The following is a 20,416-nucleotide window of genomic DNA, read 5'->3' as shown; positions in this document are numbered from 1 at the left end:
AGATGCAACGATATTTTGTCGAGCCACATCTCTTTCATGAGCATGAGCTAACGATTATCGGAGACGATGTTCACCATATCGTAAACGTGATGCGAGCGCGGATCGGGGACGAAATCCTCGTCTCGGACGGAGCGGGCAGATCGGCGCGAGCCAGGCTCGTCAGTTTGTCTGCCAAGGAAGTCCAGGCAGAAGTGATCGAACTGCTCCAGGAAGAGCGCGAACTGCCGATCCGCGTTACCATTGGGCAAGGCATGCCAAAAGGCGAGAAGATGGAGTGGATCTTGCAAAAGGGGACGGAACTCGGAGCGTACTCCTTTTTTCCGTTTTCCTCTGAACGGACCATCGTCAAACTGGACGCCAAAAAAGAAGCGAAAAAGCTGGAGCGCTGGCGCAAAATCGTCAAGGAGGCAGCCGAGCAGTCGCACAGGGCCGTTTTGCCTGAGCTGCTCGCACCTGTTTCGTTTCGCGAGGCGCTTGCGGCAGGGCAAGCCTATACGCATGTGGCCATCGCCTATGAAAAGGAAGGCAGTACAACCGTTCATGAGGTGCTGGAGCAGATGTCGGCTGGCGATTCCCTGCTCGTCCTGATTGGCCCTGAAGGGGGCTTTTCCCCGGAGGAAGTAGCCCAGGCGGAGAGCAAAGGATTTTTGACAGTGTCGCTTGGCCCCCGCATTTTGCGCACGGAAACGGCAAGCCAATACGTGCTCGCCGCCGCTTCCTACCAGTTTGAACGAAAAGCTTCATCGCATCGCAAAGGATGAGCGCAAGCGAAAGGAGGAATGGCAATGTCTACCGTTGCTTTTCATACATTAGGCTGCAAAGTGAACAGCTATGAGACAGAGGCGATCTGGCAACTGTTCAAGGCAGAAGGCTACGAGCGAGTCGACTTTGAACAGGACGACGCCGATGTTTACGTGATTAATACTTGTACCGTTACGAATACAGGTGATAAAAAGAGCCGTCAAGTCATCCGCCGCGCGATTCGCCGCAACCCGGACGCGATTGTCGCGGTAACCGGCTGCTATGCGCAAACATCTCCCAGCGAGATCGCGCAAATCCCGGGCGTGGATATCGTCGTGGGAACGCAAGGCCGCGAGAAGCTGACCGAATACGTCAAGCAAATTCAAGCCGAGCGCAAGCCGATCAACGCGGTTGGCAACATCATGAAAGCTCGCGAGTTTGAGGAGCTGGACGTCCCGAACTTCACGGACAGAACCCGCGCCTCGCTGAAAATTCAGGAAGGCTGCAACAACTTTTGCACGTTTTGCATCATTCCGTGGGCGCGCGGCCTGATGCGCTCCCGCAAGCCGGAGAGCGTTGTCGAGCAGGCGAAAAAGCTGGTGGAAGCAGGCTACCTGGAAATCGTTCTGACCGGGATTCATACAGGCGGATACGGCGAAGACCTGGAAGACTACAACCTGGCCAAGTTGCTGGTCGACTTGCATCAGGTGGATGGGCTCAAGCGCATCCGCATCAGCTCGATCGAGGCGAGCCAGATTACCGATGAAGTCATCGAAGTCATCAACAATTCCGACCGCGTCGTACGCCATCTGCACGTGCCGCTGCAGGCGGGCGACGACGAAGTGTTGAAGCGCATGCGCCGCAAGTACACAACGGCTGAGTTTTACGAAAAAATGGTGAAAGTGCGTGAAGCGCTGCCGGGTGCGGCGATCACCACAGACGTCATTGTCGGCTTCCCGGGCGAGACCGAGGAGCAGTTCATGAACGGCTACAACTTCATCAAAAAAATCGGCTTTGCGGAGCTGCACGTATTCCCGTACTCGATGCGGACAGGTACGCCAGCCGCCCGGATGACCGATCAGATTCCGGAAGAGGAAAAACACGAGCGCGTAACGAAATTGCTTGAGCTGAACCAGGAGCTGACCATGGCGTACTCCAAGCAATTCGTCGGCGACGTGCTGGAAGTGATTCCAGAGCGCCCGTTCAAAGATGCGCCGGACAGCGGCCTGTTGATGGGCTACTCCGACAACTACCTGAACGTCGTGTTCCCTGGCGACGAGAGCATGATCGGAAAAATTTGCAAGGTCAGACTGGACAAACCAGGCTCTGAATATTGCCAAGGGACTTTTGTCCGCGTCGTTGAGACGGAGCTGCTGCCTTATTTGAAGGAGCGAGCCATATGAAGGAGATATCGGCAGGAGGCGTAGTCTATCAGTTGCAAGACGGACAGCACATGCTTCTTTTGATCGAAGACCGCTATGGCAAAGTCACGCTGGCAAAAGGCAAGCAGGAAATCGGCGAGACGATTGAAGAAACCGCTTTGCGTGAAGTGTTGGAGGAGACAGGAGTCGCAGGGCGTCTCGACGCCAAGCTGGACATGATTACCTACGTCTACACGCATCCGGTGACGGGGGAGTCCGTCGACAAGGAAGTCCACTATTATCTGGTGGAAGCCTACAATACAGAGATTACAGTGCAACTGGAAGAAATCAACGATGTTCATTGGCATCCTGCCAAAGAGGCCTGGGAGCTGCAACTGCAGCGCGGATACCGGAACAACGACGACATTTTTCGCCTTGCCTTCCAAAAACTCGGGATTGAGGTGTAGTTTATGCAATTGAACAAATTTATCGACCATACCCTTTTGAAGCCGGAAGCTACGCAGGAGATGATCGACAAGCTCTGCGCGGAAGCGAAAGAGCACGATTTCATGTCTGTGTGCGTCAATCCATACTGGGTGAAGCGTTCTGCCGAGCTGTTGGCGGGTACAGATGTGAAAGTGTGCACCGTGATCGGCTTCCCTCTGGGAGCGAACACGACGGCGGCAAAAGTGGCGGAAACGCGCGACGCGATTGCCAACGGCGCAACAGAAGTCGATATGGTGCTGAACGTCGGCGCCCTGAAATCCGGTGACCTGGAAACCGTGAAGCAGGATGTGGCTGCCGTGAAGCAAGCGGCGGGAGACGTGCTTGTGAAAGTGATTTTGGAGACAGGTCTTCTCACGGACCAGGAAAAAGAAATCGCGTGCAAGCTCTGCGTGGAAGCAGGCGCGGATTACGTGAAAACGTCCACCGGCTTTGGACCAGGTGGAGCAACGGTAGAAGACATTGCTTTGATGCGCAAAACCGTCGGCCCTGATATCGGGGTAAAAGCATCCGGCGGCGTGCGCGACGGCGAGGCAGCTCTCGCGATGATCGAGGCAGGGGCGAGCCGTATCGGTACAAGCTCCGGCATTTCGATTGTGACGGGCGCAAAAGCAACAGGCAGCGGATACTAGCATGCACAAGCAAAGCCTGGCCAAGTAAGGCCGGGCTTTTTCCTACTTTTTTTGCATGAAACGACCGAAACAAAAGAAGACGAGAGGAGAAAGCGGGAGAGGGGTGTGGCAGATGAAAATGGTCACGGGGATCGGTATTCTTCTTGCTTTTTATGGAGTGGGGGTGCTTGCGAGCAAGTGGCTGCATATCCCTTTGCCTGGCAACCTGGTCGGGATGCTCTTGTTGACGCTGGGGCTTGTCACGGGCTGGGTTCGGATGGAGTGGGTAGAGCGGGCGAGCACGTTTCTCGTTCGCCACATGATGCTGTTTTTCGTTCCGATTATCGTCGGGGTGGCCAGCTATTTGAATTTGTTTGCCCAGGCTCCATGGTCGATTGCGCTGTCGATGATTGTAGCGCCGATGCTCGTCATGCTCGTGACTGGCCGTGTCGTCCAGAGCTATTTGCGCCGCCAGCAGCAGAAGAAGACGCAAGCTTCCGTGCCGGAAGGAAGGAGGACGCTGGATGCTTAGCCAATGGTTCGCGATCCTGGTCACGCTGGCGGGCTATCGCGGGGCGATGCTGGTCAACGCCCGCTTTCCCCGCTTGCAGCCGCTGATTGTGGCGGTCGTGCTCGTCTGGGTCATCTGGTGGGCCGCAAGCGGTGACTGGGAAGCTTTTTCTGCCGGAGGACAGTGGATTTCGTTCTGGCTCGGTCCGGCTACCGTCGCGTTGGCGGTTCCGCTCGCCAGACAAATCAGAGAGTTTGCCCACATCTGGCGCGGCGTTTTGCTCGGAGTCTGCGCGGGGTGTGCCGTGGCGATTGCGTCTGTGTATGCGATCCACTGGTGCTTTGGCTCAGACGATATGCTGCTGAAAAGCATGCTGAGCAAATCGGTCACGACGCCGATTGCGTTGGAGCTGGCTGCCTCGATTGGCGGAGTGCCTGCTCTCGCTGCCTTTTTTACCGCACTGACAGGCATGGTCGGAGTGATGATCGCGCGACCTGTCCTCAAATGGGGCCGGATTACAGATGACTGGGCAATCGGGATCGCCGTGGGAACGAGCGCGCATGCGATTGGAACAGCCAGCTTGAACCGGATTTCCCCTGTCCAGACAGCGGCTTCGAGCGTCGCGATGATCGTTGCGGGCGTCGTCACCTCGCTCTACCTCATCCCGTTTTCTTTTTAAGCCATACGGTCGGTGTAGGCGGCTGCCGCTTATCTGGAATGATCCACTGGATGAAGCGGGCAATCTGGGGCACAAACGGCAAGGCGGCCATGGAGCAGATCAGATTGAAGAGCGTCTGCGAATGGGCGATTTGCATCGAAGGGCTTGCCGTTAAAAAGGCGCTGACCTGGGCAAGCTGGGATAAAAAAGGCAAAAAGACAATCGCGCCTGCGACGTTGAAGAGCGTATGGCACCAGGCAACCTGCTTCGAGGCCGTATTCGTTCCGATCGCGGCAATGACAGCGGTGAAGCATGTGCCGATATTGGCCCCAAGCACGATGGCAAGCGCTGTCTCCATGGACAAAATCTGATGGGTGAGCAGCCCCATCGTAATGACGGTCGTCGCTGATCCGCTGTGGATGAGCGCGGTGAAAATGATCCCGGTGACAAGCCCGATCCAGATGGAGTGGCTGCTTTCCAGGAAAAGGGAGCGGAACGTCTCGGACTGTTCCAACGGCTTTGCCATCAGCTTCAACGTATCAATCCCGAGGAAGATCAGGCCGAAGCCCGCAATGACAAGCCCTGTGCAGCGAACGTTCGGGCGGGGCATCAGCCAGAGAGCCACGCCGACGAGCAACATCGGGATGGCAAACGACTCCAGTTTCAATGCGACCAGCTCTGTCGTCACCGTTGTGCCCAGATTGGTCCCGAGGATGATGCCGACTGTCTGGGCGAACTGGATGATGCCCGCATTGGTCAGGCCGATGGTCAGGACGGTTACGGCGCTGGAGCTTTGCAGGACAAACGTGGCGATCAGTCCGACCCAGAAGCTATGGTAGGGCGTGCGGGTGAAGCGCGACATCCATTCTTCCATTTTTTTGCCTGCCAGATTTTGAAAGCCGGTCCGCATCGCATACATACCAAGCAGAAAAAAACAGAGCCCGAGCGTAAACGGGGCGAGGATGGAGAACATCACAAGTTGGGTTCCTCCTTCTTGATTACAATAGCAAGCGAGGCTGGCCGTTAAAAACGCGGGGCCAACCGTAAAGGAAGTTACTATAACGCTATGCCTGTACAGGGGCAAGCATGACAAGGAGAGGACTGACTGCATGGCGAGAGTGCTACTGAATCAGCATCGGAAAAAGCGGCTAGAAGCGGGCCACCCGTGGGTTTTTCAGTCGGAAGTATTGGAAATTCAGGGCGAGGTCGTGCCGGGTGAGATCGTCGAAGTGACGAACCACAAAGGACACTTTTTGGCAAAAGGCTACATCAACCCAGCATCGCAAATGATCGTGCGCATTTTGAGCTACGACCCGAACGAAGCGATCGACTATGCGTTTTTCTTGCGCAAAATCAGACAAGCTGCACAGTTTCGCGACAGATTTGTGGACAACCCGCGCGCCTGCCGCGTCATTTACGGCGAGGCCGATTTTTTGCCTGGGCTGATCGTGGACCGCTACGAGGATACGCTGGTCGTACAAGTTCTTTCGCTGGGCATGGAAAAGCGGATCGACTGGATTTCCGATGCGCTCGTGGAAGTGTTTGCGCCGACGGGCATCTATTTGCGCAACGACGTGCCTGTGCGCAAGCTGGAAGGGCTGGCGGAAGGAAAAGGCGTTCTGTACGGAGAATGTCCGCGTGAAGTATTGATCGAGGAAAACGGTCTGAAGTACTATGTGGATATCGTCGAGGGGCAAAAAACCGGATTTTTCTACGACCAGCGGGAAAACCGCGCTTCGATCGCGCCATTGATGAAAGGGTGGGGCGAAAAGCACGGCATTACACTACAGCAGGTAGAAACAGATGGCGAGCAAAAGCTCATGCCCGTCGACAAGCGGGGAAAAGTAGTCAAAAATCCGTTCTGGGACGGGGCAGAGGTGCTGGAGTGCTTCACGCATACAGGCTCGTTCACGCTGAACGCCTGCAAGCACGGGGCGAAAAAAGTGACGGCGCTCGACATCTCCGAGCACGCCATCGAAACGGCGAAGCGCAACATCACCTTGAACGGCTTTTTGCACCGCGTCGAGTTTGTCGTAGCCAATGCGTTTGACTATTTGCGGGAAAACGTGGAGGCGGGCAAAAGCTGGGACGTGGTCATTCTCGATCCGCCAGCTTTCGCCAAGTCGCGTGGCGCAGTCAAAGGCGCCTGCCGCGGTTACAAGGATATCAACCTGAACGGGATGAAGCTCGTCCGTCCGGGCGGTTTTTTGGTCACTGCCTCCTGCTCGTACCATATGTCGCCGGAGCTGTTTTTGGAAACGATCCAGGAAGCGGCCGTCGATGCGAAAAAAATCTTGCGGCTGATCGAGTGGCGCGGAGCCGGGAAAGACCACCCGCAAATCAGCGGGGCCGACGAAGCGCATTACTTGAAGTTCGCCATTTTTGAAGTGCGCGATCGCAAGTAGAAAAAGAAAACAGCGCCGAAGCGTATCTGGCGCTGTTTTTGCGTTCACGTGGAATGGGGTCGCTGCTCGCGCTAGCTGGCTGACATCCGCGCGCCGATTTCGCCAGCCTGCCAGGCTTACTGCGCAAACTGCTTGTCGTTTTTCACCTGCCGGACGAGGTCGAGAGCTTTTTTGAAGCCGAGCTCTTTTCCGAGCAAGACTTGTCCTTCGGCGGGGGTAGCGGCGCGGGCCTGGCTTAATGTTTGCAACTCGTGGGTCAGCAAATGCTCGATGAGGTAGAGCTGGACCTGGCCGATTTCGCGCTCGCTCTTGCGGTTCCGCTCCCGGAACTTCGCCCGTTGCTGGCTTTCCTCCACATATTTGTCGATGTCATCCTCGAGAAAATGGGAGGCGTTGCAAATAATTTGCCGATAGTCATCCGTCTGGGAGGGAATCGGCCGGATGGTGTGACCGAGGTGAGCGAGCAAAAATTTGTTCAGGACGATGCTGTCCCGCGTGTAGTCGTTGTGAAGGAGCGAGTACTCCCCCAAAAAGGCGCCGTTGTCTTTGTCATAGCTGTGCAGCAGCGTGTACGTGGAGCAATACGTACAGTAAAGCAAGTAGTCTCTCATGGACATCCCTCCAGCAAAATAGCTCCATGACAGGGTTTTTACTTCCCATGATATGACGAAGTTTCGCGGTGGGTGATACTTGCTTCTCTTGTATTTGCCGGTCGGTTTGTGTATGCTAAATGACGAGCTTTTGCCCGGTACAAAGTGCAGATGCTGGGCGCGTGCATAGCATAGGAGAGAGATGAAACTAAGGTAGACTCTTTGCCTGCCACAGAGGAAAGGAGCATGGCACGGATGGGAACAGAAAAAATCCGTCTGGGAATTATTTATGGGGGAAAATCCTCGGAGCACGAGGTTTCTTTGCGGACAGCCTTGTCGATCATGAAGGCTGTGGATGCGAATAAATACGAGGTAACGCCAATTTACGTGCAATTGGACGGCTCCTGGGTAAAAGGAGAGGCGCTGGCAGGCCAACTGCCGGAAAAAATCGACGCGCTGCGCTTGACGACAGGCGACCAGGCGATCAACCAGGCAACCGGATCGGGACAGGAACTCATCCCGGCGAGCAAGCCGGCTTCGTTGTTTTCCATCGGCCAGCAGGTAGATGTGATCTTTCCGGTCGTCCACGGCCCAAACGGCGAGGACGGCACGATTCAGGGGATGCTCGAGCTTGCCAACCTGCCTTATGTCGGCACGGGCGTCATGGCCTCCGCGGTCGGCATGGACAAATGGATGATGAAAACCGTCTTCGCCCAAGTCGGTTTGCCGCAGGTCAAGTACGTCGGTCTTTTGCGCTCGCAATGGGAGAAAAACCCCGAGGAAGTCGCGGAAAACATCGAGCGCAAACTCGGCTATCCGTGCTTTGTCAAGCCAGCGAACATGGGCTCTAGCGTCGGGATCAGCAAGGCGAAAAACCGTGCGGAGCTGGTGCAAGCGCTCAATCTGGCTGCCCGTTTTGACCGCAGACTGATCGTGGAAGAGTTTGTTCAGGCGCGGGAGCTGGAAATTGGCGTACTCGGCAACGAGGAGCTTGTGACGTCTGTGGTGGGCGAGATCATCGCCGCCAAGGAATTTTACGATTACGAAGCCAAGTACAAGGGAGCGGGCACAGAGTTGTCCATTCCTGCCGTCATTCCCGAGCATGTCGCAGACGGGATCGCCGACATTGCGAAAAAAGCGTTCCAGGCGCTGGATGGTTCCGGGCTCTCCCGCGTCGACTTTTTCTGGGACGAGAAAAATGACAAACTGTACATCAACGAAGTGAACACGATGCCAGGCTTCACGCCGTTCAGCATGTACCCGATGCTGTTTCAGGCAGCGGGTGTCAGCTACAGCGAGCTGATTGACCGCCTGGTGCAGCTCGCGCTCGAGCGCCACGCAGACAAGCAGCGCAACATCGTCGAAGCGGAAGGGTTGGAATAGGCAAAACGAAAGGTGCTAGCAGATAGCGCCTTTTTCTTTTTCGCCACGCCGCCCGCAAAAAGCCAAAAGCGAACAGCAGGCACACCGGGCTTTTGACCCGAGCACGCCCCCGGCACGCTGCGAGCCGCAGGAGCCATAGCCGCTGCCGCACATGAAACAGCGCCTCCCGTACAGGACGAGAGGCGCTGTTTTTTAATCGCGATTTTCCAGATCGGAGAGCAGCGTCCACAGCTCCATGCCTTTTGACGCTTTGAACAAAAAGGCGTGGCGCTCGTCGCGCAGCGGCAAAAGAGCGGAAAGCGCCTCGGCCTTCGTGGCAAAATGCAGCTTGTGGCCGCCGTAGGCATCGTGCAGGTGGCGGCTGTCTTCGCCGACGGTGACGAGCAGCTCGATGCGGTCCGCAATGTCTGTGAGCGCTTGGCCGACCCCCGCGTGCATCTGTGCGCTTTGCGGGCCCATCTCGTACATGTCGCCGAGCACGAGCACTTTTTTGCGGGCGAAAAACAGCTCGGCAAACGTGCGCGCAGCAGCTTCCATCGACGACGGGCTGGCGTTGTAGGCGTCGCTGATGTACAGCGCGCCGTGCCTGGAGGGCACCTGCTCAAAGCGCATGGCGGACAGCTTGACAGTCGACAATGCTTCGACGATCTGCTCGGCGCTCATGCCAAGGCGTCTAGCGATGGCGACAGCTGGCAGGGCGTTCAGCACGCTATGCTTGCCGTGCAGCGGGAGGAAGGCGGAAAAGCGCTCCCCAGAAGCGAAGCAGACGTCAAACTGCGTCCCGCTGTCGGTCGGCTCGATTTGCTCTGCCCACAGGTCACAAGGCTCCTTGACCGAGTAGTACATGATCTCGCCGGAATACAGGTGGGCAATGCGCGGCAAGTACTCCGAATCCTTGTTCAGCAGGACGAGGCCGTCCGGGGCTGTATGCGGCAGCAGCTCTGCCTTGGCGAGCGCAATTTTTTCCCGCGTGCCGAAAAACTCCAGATGCGATTCGCCAATGTACGTAATCACGCTGATTTGCGGCTTGACCAGGCTGGCGAGCAAGTCGATTTCCCCGGCGTGGTTCATCCCCAGCTCCAGGACGGCGGCCTGATGTTCCGGCTCCATTTGTAGCAAGGAAAGCGGCACGCCTAAATGATTGTTCAAGTTTTTATATGTCTTGTAGACAGGGGAGCGCGCTTCGAGTACGTGGGCTACGATGTCCTTCACCGTCGTTTTCCCGATGCTGCCCGTAATCGCGATATGCGGGATCGAAAAGTCTTTCCGATAGGCGGCTGCCAGCTTTTGAAAACCGCGCAACGTGTCGTTGACGAGAATCAGCCCGAACTCATCGGGCAAGCCCGCAGGAATTTTTTCCTGATTGGATACGAGCGCCGCGACTGCTCCTTGCTCGGCTGCTTGCAGCAAAAAGTCGTGGCCGTCCCGAACGCCGCCAGTCAGCGCCACGAATAAAGAACCCGCTTTCAGTTGGCGGGTGTCAAAGTGAACGGATGACAAGACAAGATGCGGGGAGCCTGCCAGCAAGAGTCCTTCTGCATTGATTGTGGCCTGTTCCAGTGCAATTGGTTTCATGTGCACGAACTCCTTTTTCTATTGATCCATGGATCTATCTCCACCGGGAAGCCGACAACGCGAACGTGAAGCTGCGAAGTCGTGTTGTTCACGAACTCGTGAATCCTCGAAGTCATGCTACCACGCGCCCGGGAAGGCCGCAAGACAAAAGTGCGGGACTGGCCGTTGCATTTGCCGCGTGTCGTCCGCTATCATGATACTGTCTGTGCCTTGAAATCGTCGAAGCCATATACATAGCTGAAAGGGGTTGCCAAAATGGAGAAGAGCATTTTTACCCGGATTATGGAGGGCGAAATTCCAGCCCGCGTGGAATACGAAGACGAACAGGTCATCGTCATTCATGACATCGCACCAAAGGCGCGCGTCCATCTGCTGATTATCCCGCGCAAGCCGATTCCGACACTGATGGATGTGACGGAGGAAGATTTGCCGCTGATCGGCCACATTCACCGGGTGGCGCAGACGTTGGCGAAAAAGCTGGAGTTGTCCGGTTTTCGCCTGGTAAATAACTGCGGAAAAGAAGGCGGACAAGAAGTTTTCCACATTCATTACCACCTCTTGTCAGGATTTCACGAATAAAAATGAACTAAAGGTTGACCTTCATTAGTCATCTATCCTATAATGAAGTGTGACAGTCTGTTCGTACCACGATTCAGGCGTCCCACGGTTTTAGCGGAGGGAGGGAAGACAAATGGCAGAAATTCGAGTCAAGAAAAACGAGTCTTTGGATAGCGCACTTCGCCGCTTCAAGCGTGAGAGCGCCAAATCCGGGGTGATGGCGGAACTGCGTAAACGTCGTCACTTTGAGAAGCCTAGCATTAGGCGCAAAAAGAAATCCGAAGCAGCTCGCAAACGTAAGTATTAATGGACGGAGGGCCCATCATGAGTGTAATGGAGCGACTCGATCAAGATATGAAGCAAGCAATGAAAGACAAAGCTGCTCTAAAACTCTCTGTTATTCGCATGGTGAAAGCCGCTTTAAAGAATGAAGAGATTAACAAAGGCAGAACTTTGTCTGAAGACGAAGTGCTGACCATCTTGACTCGTGAGTTAAAACAACGCCGTGAATCCCTCCACGAATTCGAGAAGGCAGGCCGTGAGGAACTTGCCTTAAAATCGCGCGAAGAGATCGACGTGCTCTCCGCTTACTTGCCCGCTCAGCTCAGCGAAGACGAAATTCGCGATATCGTTCGGGAAGCAATTGCCGCCACAAATGCCGCCTCCAAAAAAGAGATGGGCAAAGTGATGGGGGCAATCATGCCGAAAGTGAAAGGCAGAGCAGACGGAACCCTCGTGCAAAAGATTGTATCTGAGGAACTACCATCGTAGACAAGCAACACCTCATATAGATACGAACGAGAAAACTCAGCCAGATGATGGCTGGGTTTTTTCTTTTCCCCCAGAGGAATTTGCGGTACATACGGCTTGCGGCGTGTCAAGGTGCTTGAGCGGTCATCTTATTGACAAAAATCTGAAACAATCTTCCCTCTCCTTCGTATACCTTATTGGGCATAAGTTGAAGCTGATACGAGGAAGGAGGTAAATGCAATGACTGCAACAAGGCCAGCTTTACGCCGTGTGCGATTGCTCTTTTCGTTTCTCTGCCTGATGATGGGGCTTTCGATGTTTTTGGCAGCGCCAGGGACGTTTGCACAGTCTTATCAAAAAGCCGTCTGGATTCCGGTAGACAACACGATTGAGCGCGGCCTGGAGAGCTTCTTGGAGAGAGCTTTCGCGGACGCGCAGGAGCAGCAGGCAGACCTTGTCATCTTGCATATTAATACGCCAGGTGGCGAAGTGGATGCTGCCGACCAGATTGGGCAGCTCATCCGCCAATCTCCCATGCATACCATTGCCTACATTGACAATCAAGCTTTTTCAGCGGGTACCTACATCGCTTTGAATGCCAATGAAATCATTATGACGCCAGGCAGCAGCATGGGGGCGGCGACTCCGATTGACCTGGCAGGCAACGCAGCCGATATCAAGTTCATCTCCGGATGGAGCAAAAAAATGTCGGCGGCCGCCAGCTTGAACAATCGCAACCCTGATGTGGCGCGGGCCATGGTCGAAATGGATACGGAGTTTCCCGGCTTGAAGCCGAAAGGAACGGTGCTCTCGCTCGACGCCCAGCAAGCCAAAACGTTGGGCTACGCGGACCGCGTCGTTTCCGGCAAGGAAGAGCTGCTGGCCAGCCTTGGTGTTCCGGGCGATTCCCTTCAGGTGATCGAGCCGACAGGTGGGGAAAAGGTCGCGCGCTGGGTGACCAGCCCGTACGTCATGAGCCTGCTGTTGGTCATCGGCCTGGTAGGAATTGTGGTTGAGCTGTTTGCACCCGGCTTTGGGGTCGCGGGTACGATCTCTCTGGTTTCCTTCGGCCTGTATTTCTTCGGTCATTATGTGGCAGGCTTTGCAAACTGGCTGCACATCGGTCTGTTTGTCATCGGAATTTTACTCATGATCTTGGAAATATTCCTGCCAGGCGGTATCGTCGGAGCGATCGGGTTTATCAGCATCGTGACCGGCCTGGTGATGGCTGCCTACGACACGCAGCAAGGGCTCGCCTCGCTGGGGCTCGCGGCAATCGTCACGGCTCTGGTGGCATTTCTGCTCATCAAACGGTACGGCGTCAAAGGTCTGCTTGGCAAATTCGTTCTCGGCGACGCGCAGCGCAACGAGGAAGGATATGTGGCGCCGAAGGACCAGCGTGACCTCGCAGGGAAAACAGGTGTTGCCCTGACGCCTTTGCGTCCGGCTGGTGTCGTGAAAGTGGATGGAAAACGCGTCGATGCGGTTTCGGCCGGAGGCTTTATCGACGCCGGAACGGCGATTGTCGTCGTGCAAGTGGAAGGCACGCGCGTCGTCGTAGCCGAACAAGGATAAAGGAGTGAACTGCACATGTTGGAAAGTGGATTGATACCTCTCATATTTATGGTGGCGGTCGCCATCGTAGCTCTCTCGATTTTCTTCTCGTTTGTTCCCGTGATGCTCTGGATTTCCGCGCTCGCCTCGGGCGTGAACATCGGGATTATTACGCTCGTCGCCATGCGCCTTCGCCGCGTCGTTCCGTCGCGCATCGTAAATCCGCTCATCAAGGCGCGCAAAGCTGGCTTGCAGTTGGATACAAACCAGTTGGAGAGCCACTACTTGGCAGGCGGTAACGTAGACCGTGTCGTGGACGCATTGGTAGCCGCGCAGCGCGCAGATATTCCGCTCGGCTTTGAGCGCGCCGCAGCGATTGACCTGGCAGGGCGCGACGTCTTGGAAGCGGTACAAATGAGCGTGAACCCGAAAGTTATCGAAACGCCAGTCGTAGCAGCCATGGCCAAAGACGGTATCGAGCTGCGCACAAAAGCAAAAGTAACGGTACGCGCCAACATTGACCGTCTGGTCGGTGGTGCGGGGGAAGAAACGATCATCGCCCGCGTCGGGGAAGGGATTGTTTCGACAATCGGTTCGTCCGCGAGCCACAAGGACGTATTGGAAAATCCGGACCTCATCTCCAAAACCGTACTGAACAAAGGTCTGGATGCAGGAACGGCATTCGAAATTCTCTCCATTGATATCGCGGACGTCGATGTAGGCAAAAACATCGGGGCGCAACTGCAAACCGACCAGGCCGAAGCCGACAAGCGCATCGCCCAGGCAAAAGCGGAGGAGCGCCGCGCGATGGCGGTTGCCCAAGAGCAGGAAATGATCGCTCGCGTACAGGAAATGAAAGCGAAAGTAGTAGAGGCAGAGGCACAGGTTCCACTTGCTTTGGCAGAAGCGCTGACCAGCGGCAAAATGGGCGTCATGGATTACTACAACCTGCAAAACATTGCAGCCGATACGCAAATGCGCCAATCGTTCGGGCATCCAGGAGACAAACAGGACCCTGCCTCGCCTGACAAGAAAGAGTAAGGGCGATCGCCATGGACGATCTCTTGGATCTCCTCTTTGACTTGTTTGGCTGGCTTCTGCCTCTGATTGGAAAGTACTGGTTTATCATTTTGGGCTACATCGGCTACAAGCTGCTTGGATTGGGCGGCAAAGGGAAGAAGATGTCGCAAGGGAGACCGAACCGCCCCCTTACGCCTGTCGAGACGCCATGGGCTAGGCAAGAGCCTGCTGTGACGGAGGAGCGGAAAACGGTGCGAGCCTCCGCCAAATACGAGCCGATGGACCGAGACACAGAATCGATGGAAGGCGTCGGAGTGGAGCAGGAATGGGCATTTTCGGAACCTGTACGCGCTTCGACAGGCTCCACGATTCGCCTGTCTGCGGCGGCGGCACAGTCGGCTCCACAGCGAGCGAAGCCGCAGCCTGCCAGCACCGTCGATCCGCGTGAAGGCATGAAGTGGGCGCTGATTTTCGGCGAGCCGCGCTCCAAAGCGCCATATTTCGCCGAGCGCTCTCGCAAATCGGCCAAGTAGCGGCCAAGCGAAAACAGGTGAACGTCATGTTCGCCTGTTTTTTTGTACAGATAAAAATTTCTAAGATTCTTATCCAGTATAAGGGCAACTAAGGCTGCGCCAAGCCATTGGCGCAGCCAAGTTTTCTAATTGCGTTTGTCGAAAACTTGGGCTTGTGTCCATCAAGGCGGTTGACTATCCTGAAAGTATAGAAATTTGTTCCAATAAAGATAAGGGGTAGTGGACAAGCAATGAATCAGCAAATCTTTGAGCAAATGGGGCGCTTTCGCCAAAAAGTGATTCGGCTTGCCATTTTTGAAAAGAAATCCATCTACGAAACGGCCATTGCTTGCGGGTGCTCCGCGGAAAAAGTAAAGCGCGTCTTGAAAAAATGGAAGGTGCTTACACGAAGCGAACGACAGTTGTCCGCCTTCCTTGAGAAAGAACAGCAGCGATAGGCCTCTGGCACTTGGGACTCCCGAGTGACGGAGGTCTTTTTTTGGTTGTCCACGCCCCTTTTCGCAAAAAAATCTGCCCCCTCTTTGGAAATGCGAAAGCGCAGGTTTTCGTATGAATGCCGCACAGTTCGCTCGCATACGCATAGGTAAGAATGATATTGCACCAGATGCCCGGAAGCGATTTTGGCATGACCCGTTGTAGAAAACAAGGCGCGTGCGCCAGTAGAAGGGGGGCTTATCCATGAAGCGTTGGAGCCGCCGTCTGCGCCAGTTGGCCGGAGGTGTGTTGGATCTGCCGCAAGATGTGGTCCTGGAAGTCCCGCGCATTACGATGATCGGTCACTTGCAAATGTACATAGAGAATCATCGCGGTGTTCTGCATTTCAGCGAACATGAGCTGCGCTTGCTGTTGACAAACGGGCAGATGATTGTCTCAGGCGAACAGCTTGTCATAAGAGCGATTTTGCCGGAAGAAGTGCTACTCGAAGGAAGAATTGGCGGGGTCAAATTTTTGGAGACGGGGCCGCAGGGCTCGTAGCACAAAGAAAGGTGGAGACGGCACATATGCGAAACGGACTCAAGGAATGGGTAGATGGACACATCACCATCACCGTACGGGGTAAGCGTTTTGAGCGTTTGCTGAATATGGCCGTACGGGATGGCATCCGAATCTGGAATATTCGCAGGGTCGGTTCGGAGGTGAGCCGCTGCGATATACTGATTCGCGACTATTTTCGCCTGCGGCCGCTGTTGAAGGAGACAGGCTGTCGCAGCCATGTGGAAAACAGGGACGGCCTGCCTTTTTGGCTCTTGCGCGTGCGCAGGCGCGCGGGACTGGCTATTGGCGCGGTTTTGTTTTTTATCGGATTGTACATGCTCTCCTCGTTTGTCTGGAGCGTCGAGGTGACCGGAACCAAGCATATTGATCCGGCGCGGGTGATTAAAGCCGCCGATCAGATCGGGATTAAAGAAGGGGCCTGGAAGGTCAAACTAAAGGAACCGCTGCTTTTGCAAAAAGAGCTGTTGAGCCTGCTGCCGGAAGCGGCCTGGGTCGGCATCGACATCCAGGGCACGAAGGTCAGGCTGCAAGTGGTGGAGAAGGAAGCGCCTGTCAAGCCGCTAGCGACGGGGCCGCGCCATCTCGTGGCGAAAAAGCGCGCGGTCATCCACAAAATTCTCCCCGAAGTGGGCAAAAGCCAGGTGACGAACAACCAGCTCGTCGAAAAAGGCCAGGTGCTCATCTCGGGCATTATCGGCAACGAAGAGCGCCAGCAGGCTGTTTCGGCGCGCGGCAAGGTGCAAGGGGAGGTCTGGTATGTCAGCAACACCTCGGTGCCGCTGAAGCAAACGCTCTACCGCTTGACCGGAGAGCGCCAGGAGCAGCAGTACTTGCTGGTGGGGCCGTACGCGATCCAGGTGTGGCCGTTCAACAAGGAAGGGTTTGCCGATGCCCAGACCGAAGAAAAACGGTACGTCCCCTCTTACGCCGGGTACACGTCGCCGATCGGCTGGAAAACGGTCACGTACACGCAAATCGAGCCGATTACGAAGCAATTGAGCGCAGAAGAGGCGACGGAGATAGCGAAAAAATTCGCCAGAGCAGACATTTTGCAAAAAGCTGGTAAAGATGCGTTCATTCAGGACGAAAAAGTTTTGCACGTCACCGCAGAGAATGGTAAAGTTTACGTAAGCATTCATTTTTCCGTCATTGAAGAAATTGCCGTTGAACAGCCGATCATCCCCCAGGCACCCGTGAACAATGGCAATCCGTGACGTCATATTGCTGATAACCGTTGCAAGGAGATGGAAGCCTGTTGCACGTACAAGATGAGGTAAGAATCCCGTTTTCAGACGCATCTGAGGCCTTGTTGTTGTTTGGACCGCACGACGCGTACCTAAAGCTGATCGAGGAAAAAAGTCCTGCCCGAATCATGACCCGCGAAGGCGAACTGGTCATTAGCGGCGACAAGCCGGAAGTGGATAAGCTGACGGAGCTGATTGGCATTTTGCTGCAGCTAATCCGCAGAGGAATTGCACTGTCCGAGCGCGACATTTCGTATGCGATGATGCTCGTCGGCCGGGGAGAAGCAGCGCAACTGCTGGATGTTTATGATGAGGAAGTGGCACGCACCCAGCGCGGAAAGGTGATCCGGGCCAAAACGCTCGGCCAGCGGCACTATTTGTCGGCGATCAAGAAGCACGACATCGTCTTCGGAATCGGGCCTGCCGGAACGGGAAAAACGTATTTGGCGGTGGTTACGGCAGTGACCGCGTTGAAAAATGGACGTGTCAAACGGATCGTTCTTACCAGACCGGCTGTGGAAGCGGGAGAGAGCCTTGGATTTTTGCCTGGCGATCTGCAGGAAAAGGTAGACCCGTATTTGCGTCCGCTCTATGACGCCTTGTATGACATGCTTGGCACCGAGCAGGTGGCCAAGATGATGGAGCGCGGACTGATTGAAGTCGCTCCGCTGGCGTACATGCGCGGTCGTACTCTAGAAGACTCGTTCGTCATTTTGGACGAGGCGCAAAACACCACTCCCGAGCAAATGAAAATGTTTTTGACCAGGCTTGGGTTCGGGTCCAAAATGGTGATTACGGGTGACGTGACACAGGTTGACCTGCCCAAAGGCAAAAAGTCCGGACTGCGCGAAGCGGAGCGGATTTTGAACCGGATACCGGACGTAGCCTTCATCCATTTCCAAGAAGGGGATGTCGTGCGACACAGCCTGGTGCAAAAAATTATCGCGGCCTATGCCAAGGAAGAAGCCGATCACGGCTATTGATAAATCGCGTTTGCAAAAAAAAGGAGATTGTTCATCTGTGCTATCTGTAGAAATCCTCCATGAAGAAATCGAACCGCTTGATGAAAGCCTGCAAAAACTGCTGACCGACTGTCTCGAAGCATGCGCAAAGCTGGAGGACGTACAGGGAGAAGTAGTCGTTACGCTGGTCACCAACGAGCGGATTCACGAGCTGAACCGCGACTATCGCGGCGTGGATCGTCCGACAGACGTTTTGTCTTTCGCCATGAACGAACCGGGTGAGGGCGAAATGGAAATCTTCTTCGACGAGAGCGAAGCGGACGAAGTTCCAAATATGCTTGGAGACATTATCATCTCCGTGCAAAAAGCGCGTGAGCAAGCTGAGGATTACGGCCACTCCTTCGAAAGAGAGCTGGGCTTTCTCGCTGTGCATGGCTTTCTCCATCTGCTCGGCTACGATCACGGTACGCCGGAAGAGGAGAAAGAAATGTTTTCCCGTCAAGAAAAAGTATTGGAGCAAATCGGCTTGACGAGGTAGGAGATCACGTTGAAGGAATTCCGGAGAATGGCGAAAAGCTTCGGCTACGCCTTGCAAGGAATCGGGCACACCGTAAAGACACAGCGAAACATGCAAATCCACGTAGCCGCTGCTGTAATCGTACTGGCGGCGGCCTGGTGGCTGCACATCCCGCGCAGCGATGTTTTGCTGGTCTTTTTTTCTATCGGCCTTGTCTTTTCGCTGGAGCTGGCGAATACGGCTGTAGAGGCAGTCGTCGACCTCGCCTCTCCAGACTGGCACGAAAAAGCGAAAATCGCCAAAGACGCGTGCGCAGGGGCTGTGCTGGTGGCGGCGATTTTGTCTGTCATTATCGGCATGGCTGTCTTCGGGCCGCCTTTGCTGCAAAAAATAGCGGGCTAGCCTGCGGCATGTCCCAGCCGGACGTTTGACAGGCCCCGAATAGACGACTGACCGGACGAGCCTTTTTGGGAGGCCATGAAGTCTGGTCTCTTGGCGTCTCTTCGTCAGGGGCAGGCGCGTTTTTTCCGGTTCGCGAAAAATCGTGGTAGAGACTACGTATAAGAGGAATGATGAGAATGGATAAACAAGCGTTACTGGCGAAAGCCATCGAAGCAAGGGAGCTGGCGTACGTGCCGTACTCCAAGTTTCAGGTAGGAGCTGCGCTGCTGTGCGAGAGCGGCAATGTTTACTTGGGCGGCAACATCGAAAATGCCGCGTACTCGCTGTGCAACTGCGCGGAGCGTACCGCCCTGTTCAAGGCGTTTTCCGAGCGGGATCGCACCTACAAGGCGCTGGCGGTGGCAGCAGATACGCCGGGGCCGGTGTCTCCGTGCGGCGCTTGCCGTCAGGTGATCGCCGAGCTGTGCCCGCAGGACATGCCGGTGTATTTGACCAACCTCAAAGGGGACGTGGAGGAAACGACAGTATCTGCCCTGTTGCCAGGGGCATTTTCCAAGGAGGATTTACGTGGATAACCGCAAGACCAAAAAGTCATTCAAATCAGGGTTTGTTTCGATTGTCGGCAGACCGAACGTGGGCAAATCGACGCTCTTGAATCACATCGTCGGCCACAAGATCGCGATCATGTCGAACAAGCCGCAAACGACGCGCAACAAAATTACCGCCGTGCATACGACGGAAGACGGGCAGATCATCTTCCTCGATACGCCGGGCATTCACAAGCCGCAATCCAAGCTCGGTAACTACATGGTTTCGGTTGCGGAAAACACGCTGAACGAAGTCGATCTCGTGCTGTTTGTCGTCGACGCGACCGAAAAGCGCGGCGCAGGTGACGACTACATCATCGAGCGGCTGAAGCAAGTCAAGACCCCGGTATTTTTGGTCATCAACAAAATCGACAAGGTGCATCCGGAAGCTTTGCTGCCGATCATCGACGACTACCGCAAGCTGTACGATTTCAAGCAGATCGTTCCGATCTCGGCGCTTCAGGGCAACAACACCAGTTCGTTGACCGAAGCGATCATGGGCGAAATGGAAGAAGGCCCGATGTTCTACCCGGCCGACCAGGTGACCGATCACCCGGAGCGCTTTGTCGTAGCGGAGCTGATTCGGGAAAAAGTGCTGCACCTGACACGCGAGGAAGTGCCGCACTCGATCGCCGTCGTCGTGGAAGAAATGAAGCGCGGCGAAAACGGGAAAACGCTGTACATTTACGCTGCGATCTACGTCGAGCGCGATTCGCAGCGCGGCATTTTGATCGGGCAAAAAGGCCAGATGCTCAAAGAGATCGGCCGACGGGCGCGTAAGGACATCGAGCGTTTGATGGGCGATCAAGTGTTTTTGGAGCTGTGGATCAAGGTGAAAAAGGACTGGCGCAACCAGGAGCGCATGTTGCGCAACTTCGGCTTTTTTGACGAGGAATAACAGCCGGGTCAGTGTCCTTCGTTTTCATTCGTGTTAATTTTTCCAAGGCATAGAAT

The 20,416-nt window shown here is 55.2% G+C and carries 25 protein-coding genes; 22 read left to right on the top strand and 3 right to left on the bottom strand.

Annotation, left to right across the window (positions count from 1 at the left end; all coding sequences use genetic code 11):
- The first annotated feature begins 2 nt into the window (after positions 1–2).
- From BA6348_RS18910 to BA6348_RS18885, 6 genes are all read left to right on the top strand, one after another.
- A complete protein-coding gene (locus BA6348_RS18910; protein WP_005833098.1) occupies positions 3–761 on the top strand; it encodes a 16S rRNA (uracil(1498)-N(3))-methyltransferase in 759 nt (252 codons plus the stop codon).
- A 24-nt stretch (positions 762–785) separates the two neighbouring features.
- Complete coding sequence (gene mtaB / locus BA6348_RS18905) at positions 786–2,144, top strand: tRNA (N(6)-L-threonylcarbamoyladenosine(37)-C(2))-methylthiotransferase MtaB (RefSeq protein ID WP_005833096.1); 1,359 nt, start codon at positions 786–788, stop codon at positions 2,142–2,144.
- Positions 2,141–2,569, top strand: coding sequence for an NUDIX hydrolase (locus BA6348_RS18900; RefSeq protein ID WP_005833094.1), 429 nt, complete (start codon positions 2,141–2,143; stop codon positions 2,567–2,569). The genes mtaB and BA6348_RS18900 overlap by 4 nt, the downstream gene beginning before the upstream one ends.
- 3 nt (positions 2,570–2,572) lie before the next feature.
- Positions 2,573–3,238 (top strand): deoxyribose-phosphate aldolase, encoded by a 666-nt coding sequence (deoC, locus tag BA6348_RS18895; RefSeq protein WP_005833092.1) that lies wholly within the window; start codon positions 2,573–2,575, stop codon positions 3,236–3,238.
- A gap of 112 nt (positions 3,239–3,350) precedes the next feature.
- Entirely contained in the window at positions 3,351–3,749 is a 399-nt protein-coding gene (locus tag BA6348_RS18890) for a CidA/LrgA family protein (protein ID WP_005833091.1), read from the top strand.
- Entirely contained in the window at positions 3,742–4,407 is a 666-nt protein-coding gene (locus BA6348_RS18885) for an LrgB family protein (protein WP_005833089.1), read from the top strand. Before BA6348_RS18890 ends, BA6348_RS18885 begins: the two co-directional genes overlap by 8 nt.
- On the opposite strand, the gene BA6348_RS18880 is transcribed toward BA6348_RS18885, so the two are convergent.
- Positions 4,388–5,362 carry a Na/Pi cotransporter family protein gene (locus BA6348_RS18880; protein WP_007777562.1) on the bottom strand — a complete coding sequence of 325 codons (975 nt, stop codon included), beginning with the start codon at positions 5,360–5,362 and terminating at the stop codon, positions 4,388–4,390. The genes BA6348_RS18885 and BA6348_RS18880 overlap by 20 nt on opposite strands.
- Positions 5,363–5,495: 133 nt before the next feature.
- On the opposite strand from BA6348_RS18880, the gene BA6348_RS18875 reads away from it, so the two are divergent.
- On the top strand, positions 5,496–6,791 hold the full coding sequence (locus BA6348_RS18875) for a class I SAM-dependent rRNA methyltransferase (protein ID WP_005833084.1): 1,296 nt from the start codon (positions 5,496–5,498) through the stop codon (positions 6,789–6,791).
- A 116-nt stretch (positions 6,792–6,907) separates the two neighbouring features.
- Here the strand turns inward: BA6348_RS18875 and BA6348_RS18870 are convergent, their stop codons facing one another.
- Positions 6,908–7,402, bottom strand: a complete 495-nt coding sequence (locus BA6348_RS18870; protein ID WP_007777570.1) for a hypothetical protein — start codon at positions 7,400–7,402, stop codon at positions 6,908–6,910.
- 234 nt (positions 7,403–7,636) lie between these two features.
- Here BA6348_RS18870 and BA6348_RS18865 point away from each other — a divergent pair, with 234 nt between their 5' ends.
- On the top strand, positions 7,637–8,764 hold the full coding sequence (locus BA6348_RS18865) for a D-alanine--D-alanine ligase (RefSeq protein ID WP_005833082.1): 1,128 nt from the start codon (positions 7,637–7,639) through the stop codon (positions 8,762–8,764).
- Between the two features lie 192 nt (positions 8,765–8,956).
- Here the strand turns inward: BA6348_RS18865 and BA6348_RS18860 are convergent, their stop codons facing one another.
- Positions 8,957–10,339 carry a UDP-N-acetylmuramoyl-tripeptide--D-alanyl-D-alanine ligase gene (locus BA6348_RS18860; RefSeq protein WP_005833080.1) on the bottom strand — a complete coding sequence of 461 codons (1,383 nt, stop codon included), beginning with the start codon at positions 10,337–10,339 and terminating at the stop codon, positions 8,957–8,959.
- A gap of 255 nt (positions 10,340–10,594) precedes the next feature.
- Between BA6348_RS18860 and BA6348_RS18855 the strand changes: the two genes are divergently transcribed.
- The 14 genes from BA6348_RS18855 to era all read left to right on the top strand — a co-directional run bounded on the left by BA6348_RS18855 (position 10,595) and on the right by era (position 20,360).
- Positions 10,595–10,918, top strand: a complete 324-nt coding sequence (locus tag BA6348_RS18855; protein WP_005833078.1) for a histidine triad nucleotide-binding protein — start codon at positions 10,595–10,597, stop codon at positions 10,916–10,918.
- Positions 10,919–11,030: 112 nt separating this feature from the next.
- Entirely contained in the window at positions 11,031–11,204 is a 174-nt protein-coding gene (gene rpsU, locus BA6348_RS18850) for a 30S ribosomal protein S21 (RefSeq protein ID WP_005833076.1), read from the top strand.
- Positions 11,205–11,221: 17 nt separating this feature from the next.
- Positions 11,222–11,668 carry a GatB/YqeY domain-containing protein gene (locus tag BA6348_RS18845; protein ID WP_005833074.1) on the top strand — a complete coding sequence of 149 codons (447 nt, stop codon included), beginning with the start codon at positions 11,222–11,224 and terminating at the stop codon, positions 11,666–11,668.
- A 219-nt stretch (positions 11,669–11,887) separates the two neighbouring features.
- Positions 11,888–13,222 (top strand): NfeD family protein, encoded by a 1,335-nt coding sequence (locus tag BA6348_RS18840; RefSeq protein ID WP_026558441.1) that lies wholly within the window; start codon positions 11,888–11,890, stop codon positions 13,220–13,222.
- A gap of 15 nt (positions 13,223–13,237) precedes the next feature.
- The gene (gene floA, locus BA6348_RS18835; protein WP_005833071.1) at positions 13,238–14,242 is read left to right on the top strand and encodes a flotillin-like protein FloA; all 1,005 of its coding nucleotides are present in this window, start codon (positions 13,238–13,240) and stop codon (positions 14,240–14,242) included.
- A gap of 11 nt (positions 14,243–14,253) precedes the next feature.
- Positions 14,254–14,754 carry a hypothetical protein gene (locus BA6348_RS18830; protein WP_026558440.1) on the top strand — a complete coding sequence of 167 codons (501 nt, stop codon included), beginning with the start codon at positions 14,254–14,256 and terminating at the stop codon, positions 14,752–14,754.
- Positions 14,755–14,984: 230 nt separating this feature from the next.
- Positions 14,985–15,191: a hypothetical protein gene (locus BA6348_RS18825; RefSeq protein ID WP_005833066.1), complete on the top strand. Its 207-nt coding sequence runs from the start codon at positions 14,985–14,987 to the stop codon at positions 15,189–15,191.
- Positions 15,192–15,432: 241 nt separating this feature from the next.
- Positions 15,433–15,729, top strand: a complete 297-nt coding sequence (yqfC, locus tag BA6348_RS18820; protein ID WP_007777585.1) for a sporulation protein YqfC — start codon at positions 15,433–15,435, stop codon at positions 15,727–15,729.
- Positions 15,730–15,755: 26 nt separating this feature from the next.
- Complete coding sequence (gene yqfD / locus BA6348_RS18815; RefSeq protein WP_007777588.1) at positions 15,756–16,964, top strand: sporulation protein YqfD; 1,209 nt, start codon at positions 15,756–15,758, stop codon at positions 16,962–16,964.
- A gap of 41 nt (positions 16,965–17,005) precedes the next feature.
- On the top strand, positions 17,006–17,977 hold the full coding sequence (locus tag BA6348_RS18810; protein ID WP_005833062.1) for a PhoH family protein: 972 nt from the start codon (positions 17,006–17,008) through the stop codon (positions 17,975–17,977).
- A 37-nt stretch (positions 17,978–18,014) separates the two neighbouring features.
- The gene (gene ybeY / locus BA6348_RS18805) at positions 18,015–18,494 is read left to right on the top strand and encodes an rRNA maturation RNase YbeY (protein WP_005833060.1); all 480 of its coding nucleotides are present in this window, start codon (positions 18,015–18,017) and stop codon (positions 18,492–18,494) included.
- A gap of 9 nt (positions 18,495–18,503) precedes the next feature.
- Positions 18,504–18,875 carry a diacylglycerol kinase family protein gene (locus BA6348_RS18800; RefSeq protein WP_007777594.1) on the top strand — a complete coding sequence of 124 codons (372 nt, stop codon included), beginning with the start codon at positions 18,504–18,506 and terminating at the stop codon, positions 18,873–18,875.
- Between the two features lie 176 nt (positions 18,876–19,051).
- Positions 19,052–19,450: a cytidine deaminase gene (gene cdd / locus BA6348_RS18795; protein WP_005833055.1), complete on the top strand. Its 399-nt coding sequence runs from the start codon at positions 19,052–19,054 to the stop codon at positions 19,448–19,450.
- Positions 19,443–20,360, top strand: coding sequence for a GTPase Era (era, locus tag BA6348_RS18790; protein WP_005833053.1), 918 nt, complete (start codon positions 19,443–19,445; stop codon positions 20,358–20,360). The genes cdd and era overlap by 8 nt, the downstream gene beginning before the upstream one ends.
- Positions 20,361–20,416 lie beyond the last annotated feature (56 nt).

Origin of the sequence: Brevibacillus agri (assembly GCF_004117055.1) — a bacterium.
Taxonomy (GTDB): Bacteria; Bacillota; Bacilli; order Brevibacillales; family Brevibacillaceae; genus Brevibacillus; species Brevibacillus agri.
Note: the sequence above shows the minus strand (reverse complement) of the source record. Positions and strands in the feature narration are given on the sequence as shown.

Excerpts from the sequence above, each read along its gene's own strand:
- BA6348_RS18910 (WP_005833098.1), top strand. The coding sequence starts at position 3 with ATGCAACGATATTTTGTCGAGCCACATCTCTTTCATGAGCATGAGCTA.
- mtaB (WP_005833096.1), top strand. The coding sequence starts at position 786 with ATGTCTACCGTTGCTTTTCATACATTAGGCTGCAAAGTGAACAGCTAT.
- BA6348_RS18900 (WP_005833094.1), top strand. The coding sequence starts at position 2,141 with ATGAAGGAGATATCGGCAGGAGGCGTAGTCTATCAGTTGCAAGACGGA.
- deoC (WP_005833092.1), top strand. The coding sequence starts at position 2,573 with ATGCAATTGAACAAATTTATCGACCATACCCTTTTGAAGCCGGAAGCT.
- BA6348_RS18890 (WP_005833091.1), top strand. The coding sequence starts at position 3,351 with ATGAAAATGGTCACGGGGATCGGTATTCTTCTTGCTTTTTATGGAGTG.
- BA6348_RS18885 (WP_005833089.1), top strand. The coding sequence starts at position 3,742 with ATGCTTAGCCAATGGTTCGCGATCCTGGTCACGCTGGCGGGCTATCGC.
- BA6348_RS18875 (WP_005833084.1), top strand. The coding sequence starts at position 5,496 with ATGGCGAGAGTGCTACTGAATCAGCATCGGAAAAAGCGGCTAGAAGCG.
- BA6348_RS18870 (WP_007777570.1), bottom strand. The coding sequence starts at position 7,402 with ATGAGAGACTACTTGCTTTACTGTACGTATTGCTCCACGTACACGCTG.
- BA6348_RS18865 (WP_005833082.1), top strand. The coding sequence starts at position 7,637 with ATGGGAACAGAAAAAATCCGTCTGGGAATTATTTATGGGGGAAAATCC.
- BA6348_RS18860 (WP_005833080.1), bottom strand. The coding sequence starts at position 10,339 with ATGAAACCAATTGCACTGGAACAGGCCACAATCAATGCAGAAGGACTC.
- BA6348_RS18855 (WP_005833078.1), top strand. The coding sequence starts at position 10,595 with ATGGAGAAGAGCATTTTTACCCGGATTATGGAGGGCGAAATTCCAGCC.
- rpsU (WP_005833076.1), top strand. The coding sequence starts at position 11,031 with ATGGCAGAAATTCGAGTCAAGAAAAACGAGTCTTTGGATAGCGCACTT.
- BA6348_RS18845 (WP_005833074.1), top strand. The coding sequence starts at position 11,222 with ATGAGTGTAATGGAGCGACTCGATCAAGATATGAAGCAAGCAATGAAA.
- BA6348_RS18840 (WP_026558441.1), top strand. The coding sequence starts at position 11,888 with ATGACTGCAACAAGGCCAGCTTTACGCCGTGTGCGATTGCTCTTTTCG.
- floA (WP_005833071.1), top strand. The coding sequence starts at position 13,238 with ATGTTGGAAAGTGGATTGATACCTCTCATATTTATGGTGGCGGTCGCC.
- BA6348_RS18830 (WP_026558440.1), top strand. The coding sequence starts at position 14,254 with ATGGACGATCTCTTGGATCTCCTCTTTGACTTGTTTGGCTGGCTTCTG.
- BA6348_RS18825 (WP_005833066.1), top strand. The coding sequence starts at position 14,985 with ATGAATCAGCAAATCTTTGAGCAAATGGGGCGCTTTCGCCAAAAAGTG.
- yqfC (WP_007777585.1), top strand. The coding sequence starts at position 15,433 with ATGAAGCGTTGGAGCCGCCGTCTGCGCCAGTTGGCCGGAGGTGTGTTG.
- yqfD (WP_007777588.1), top strand. The coding sequence starts at position 15,756 with ATGCGAAACGGACTCAAGGAATGGGTAGATGGACACATCACCATCACC.
- cdd (WP_005833055.1), top strand. The coding sequence starts at position 19,052 with ATGGATAAACAAGCGTTACTGGCGAAAGCCATCGAAGCAAGGGAGCTG.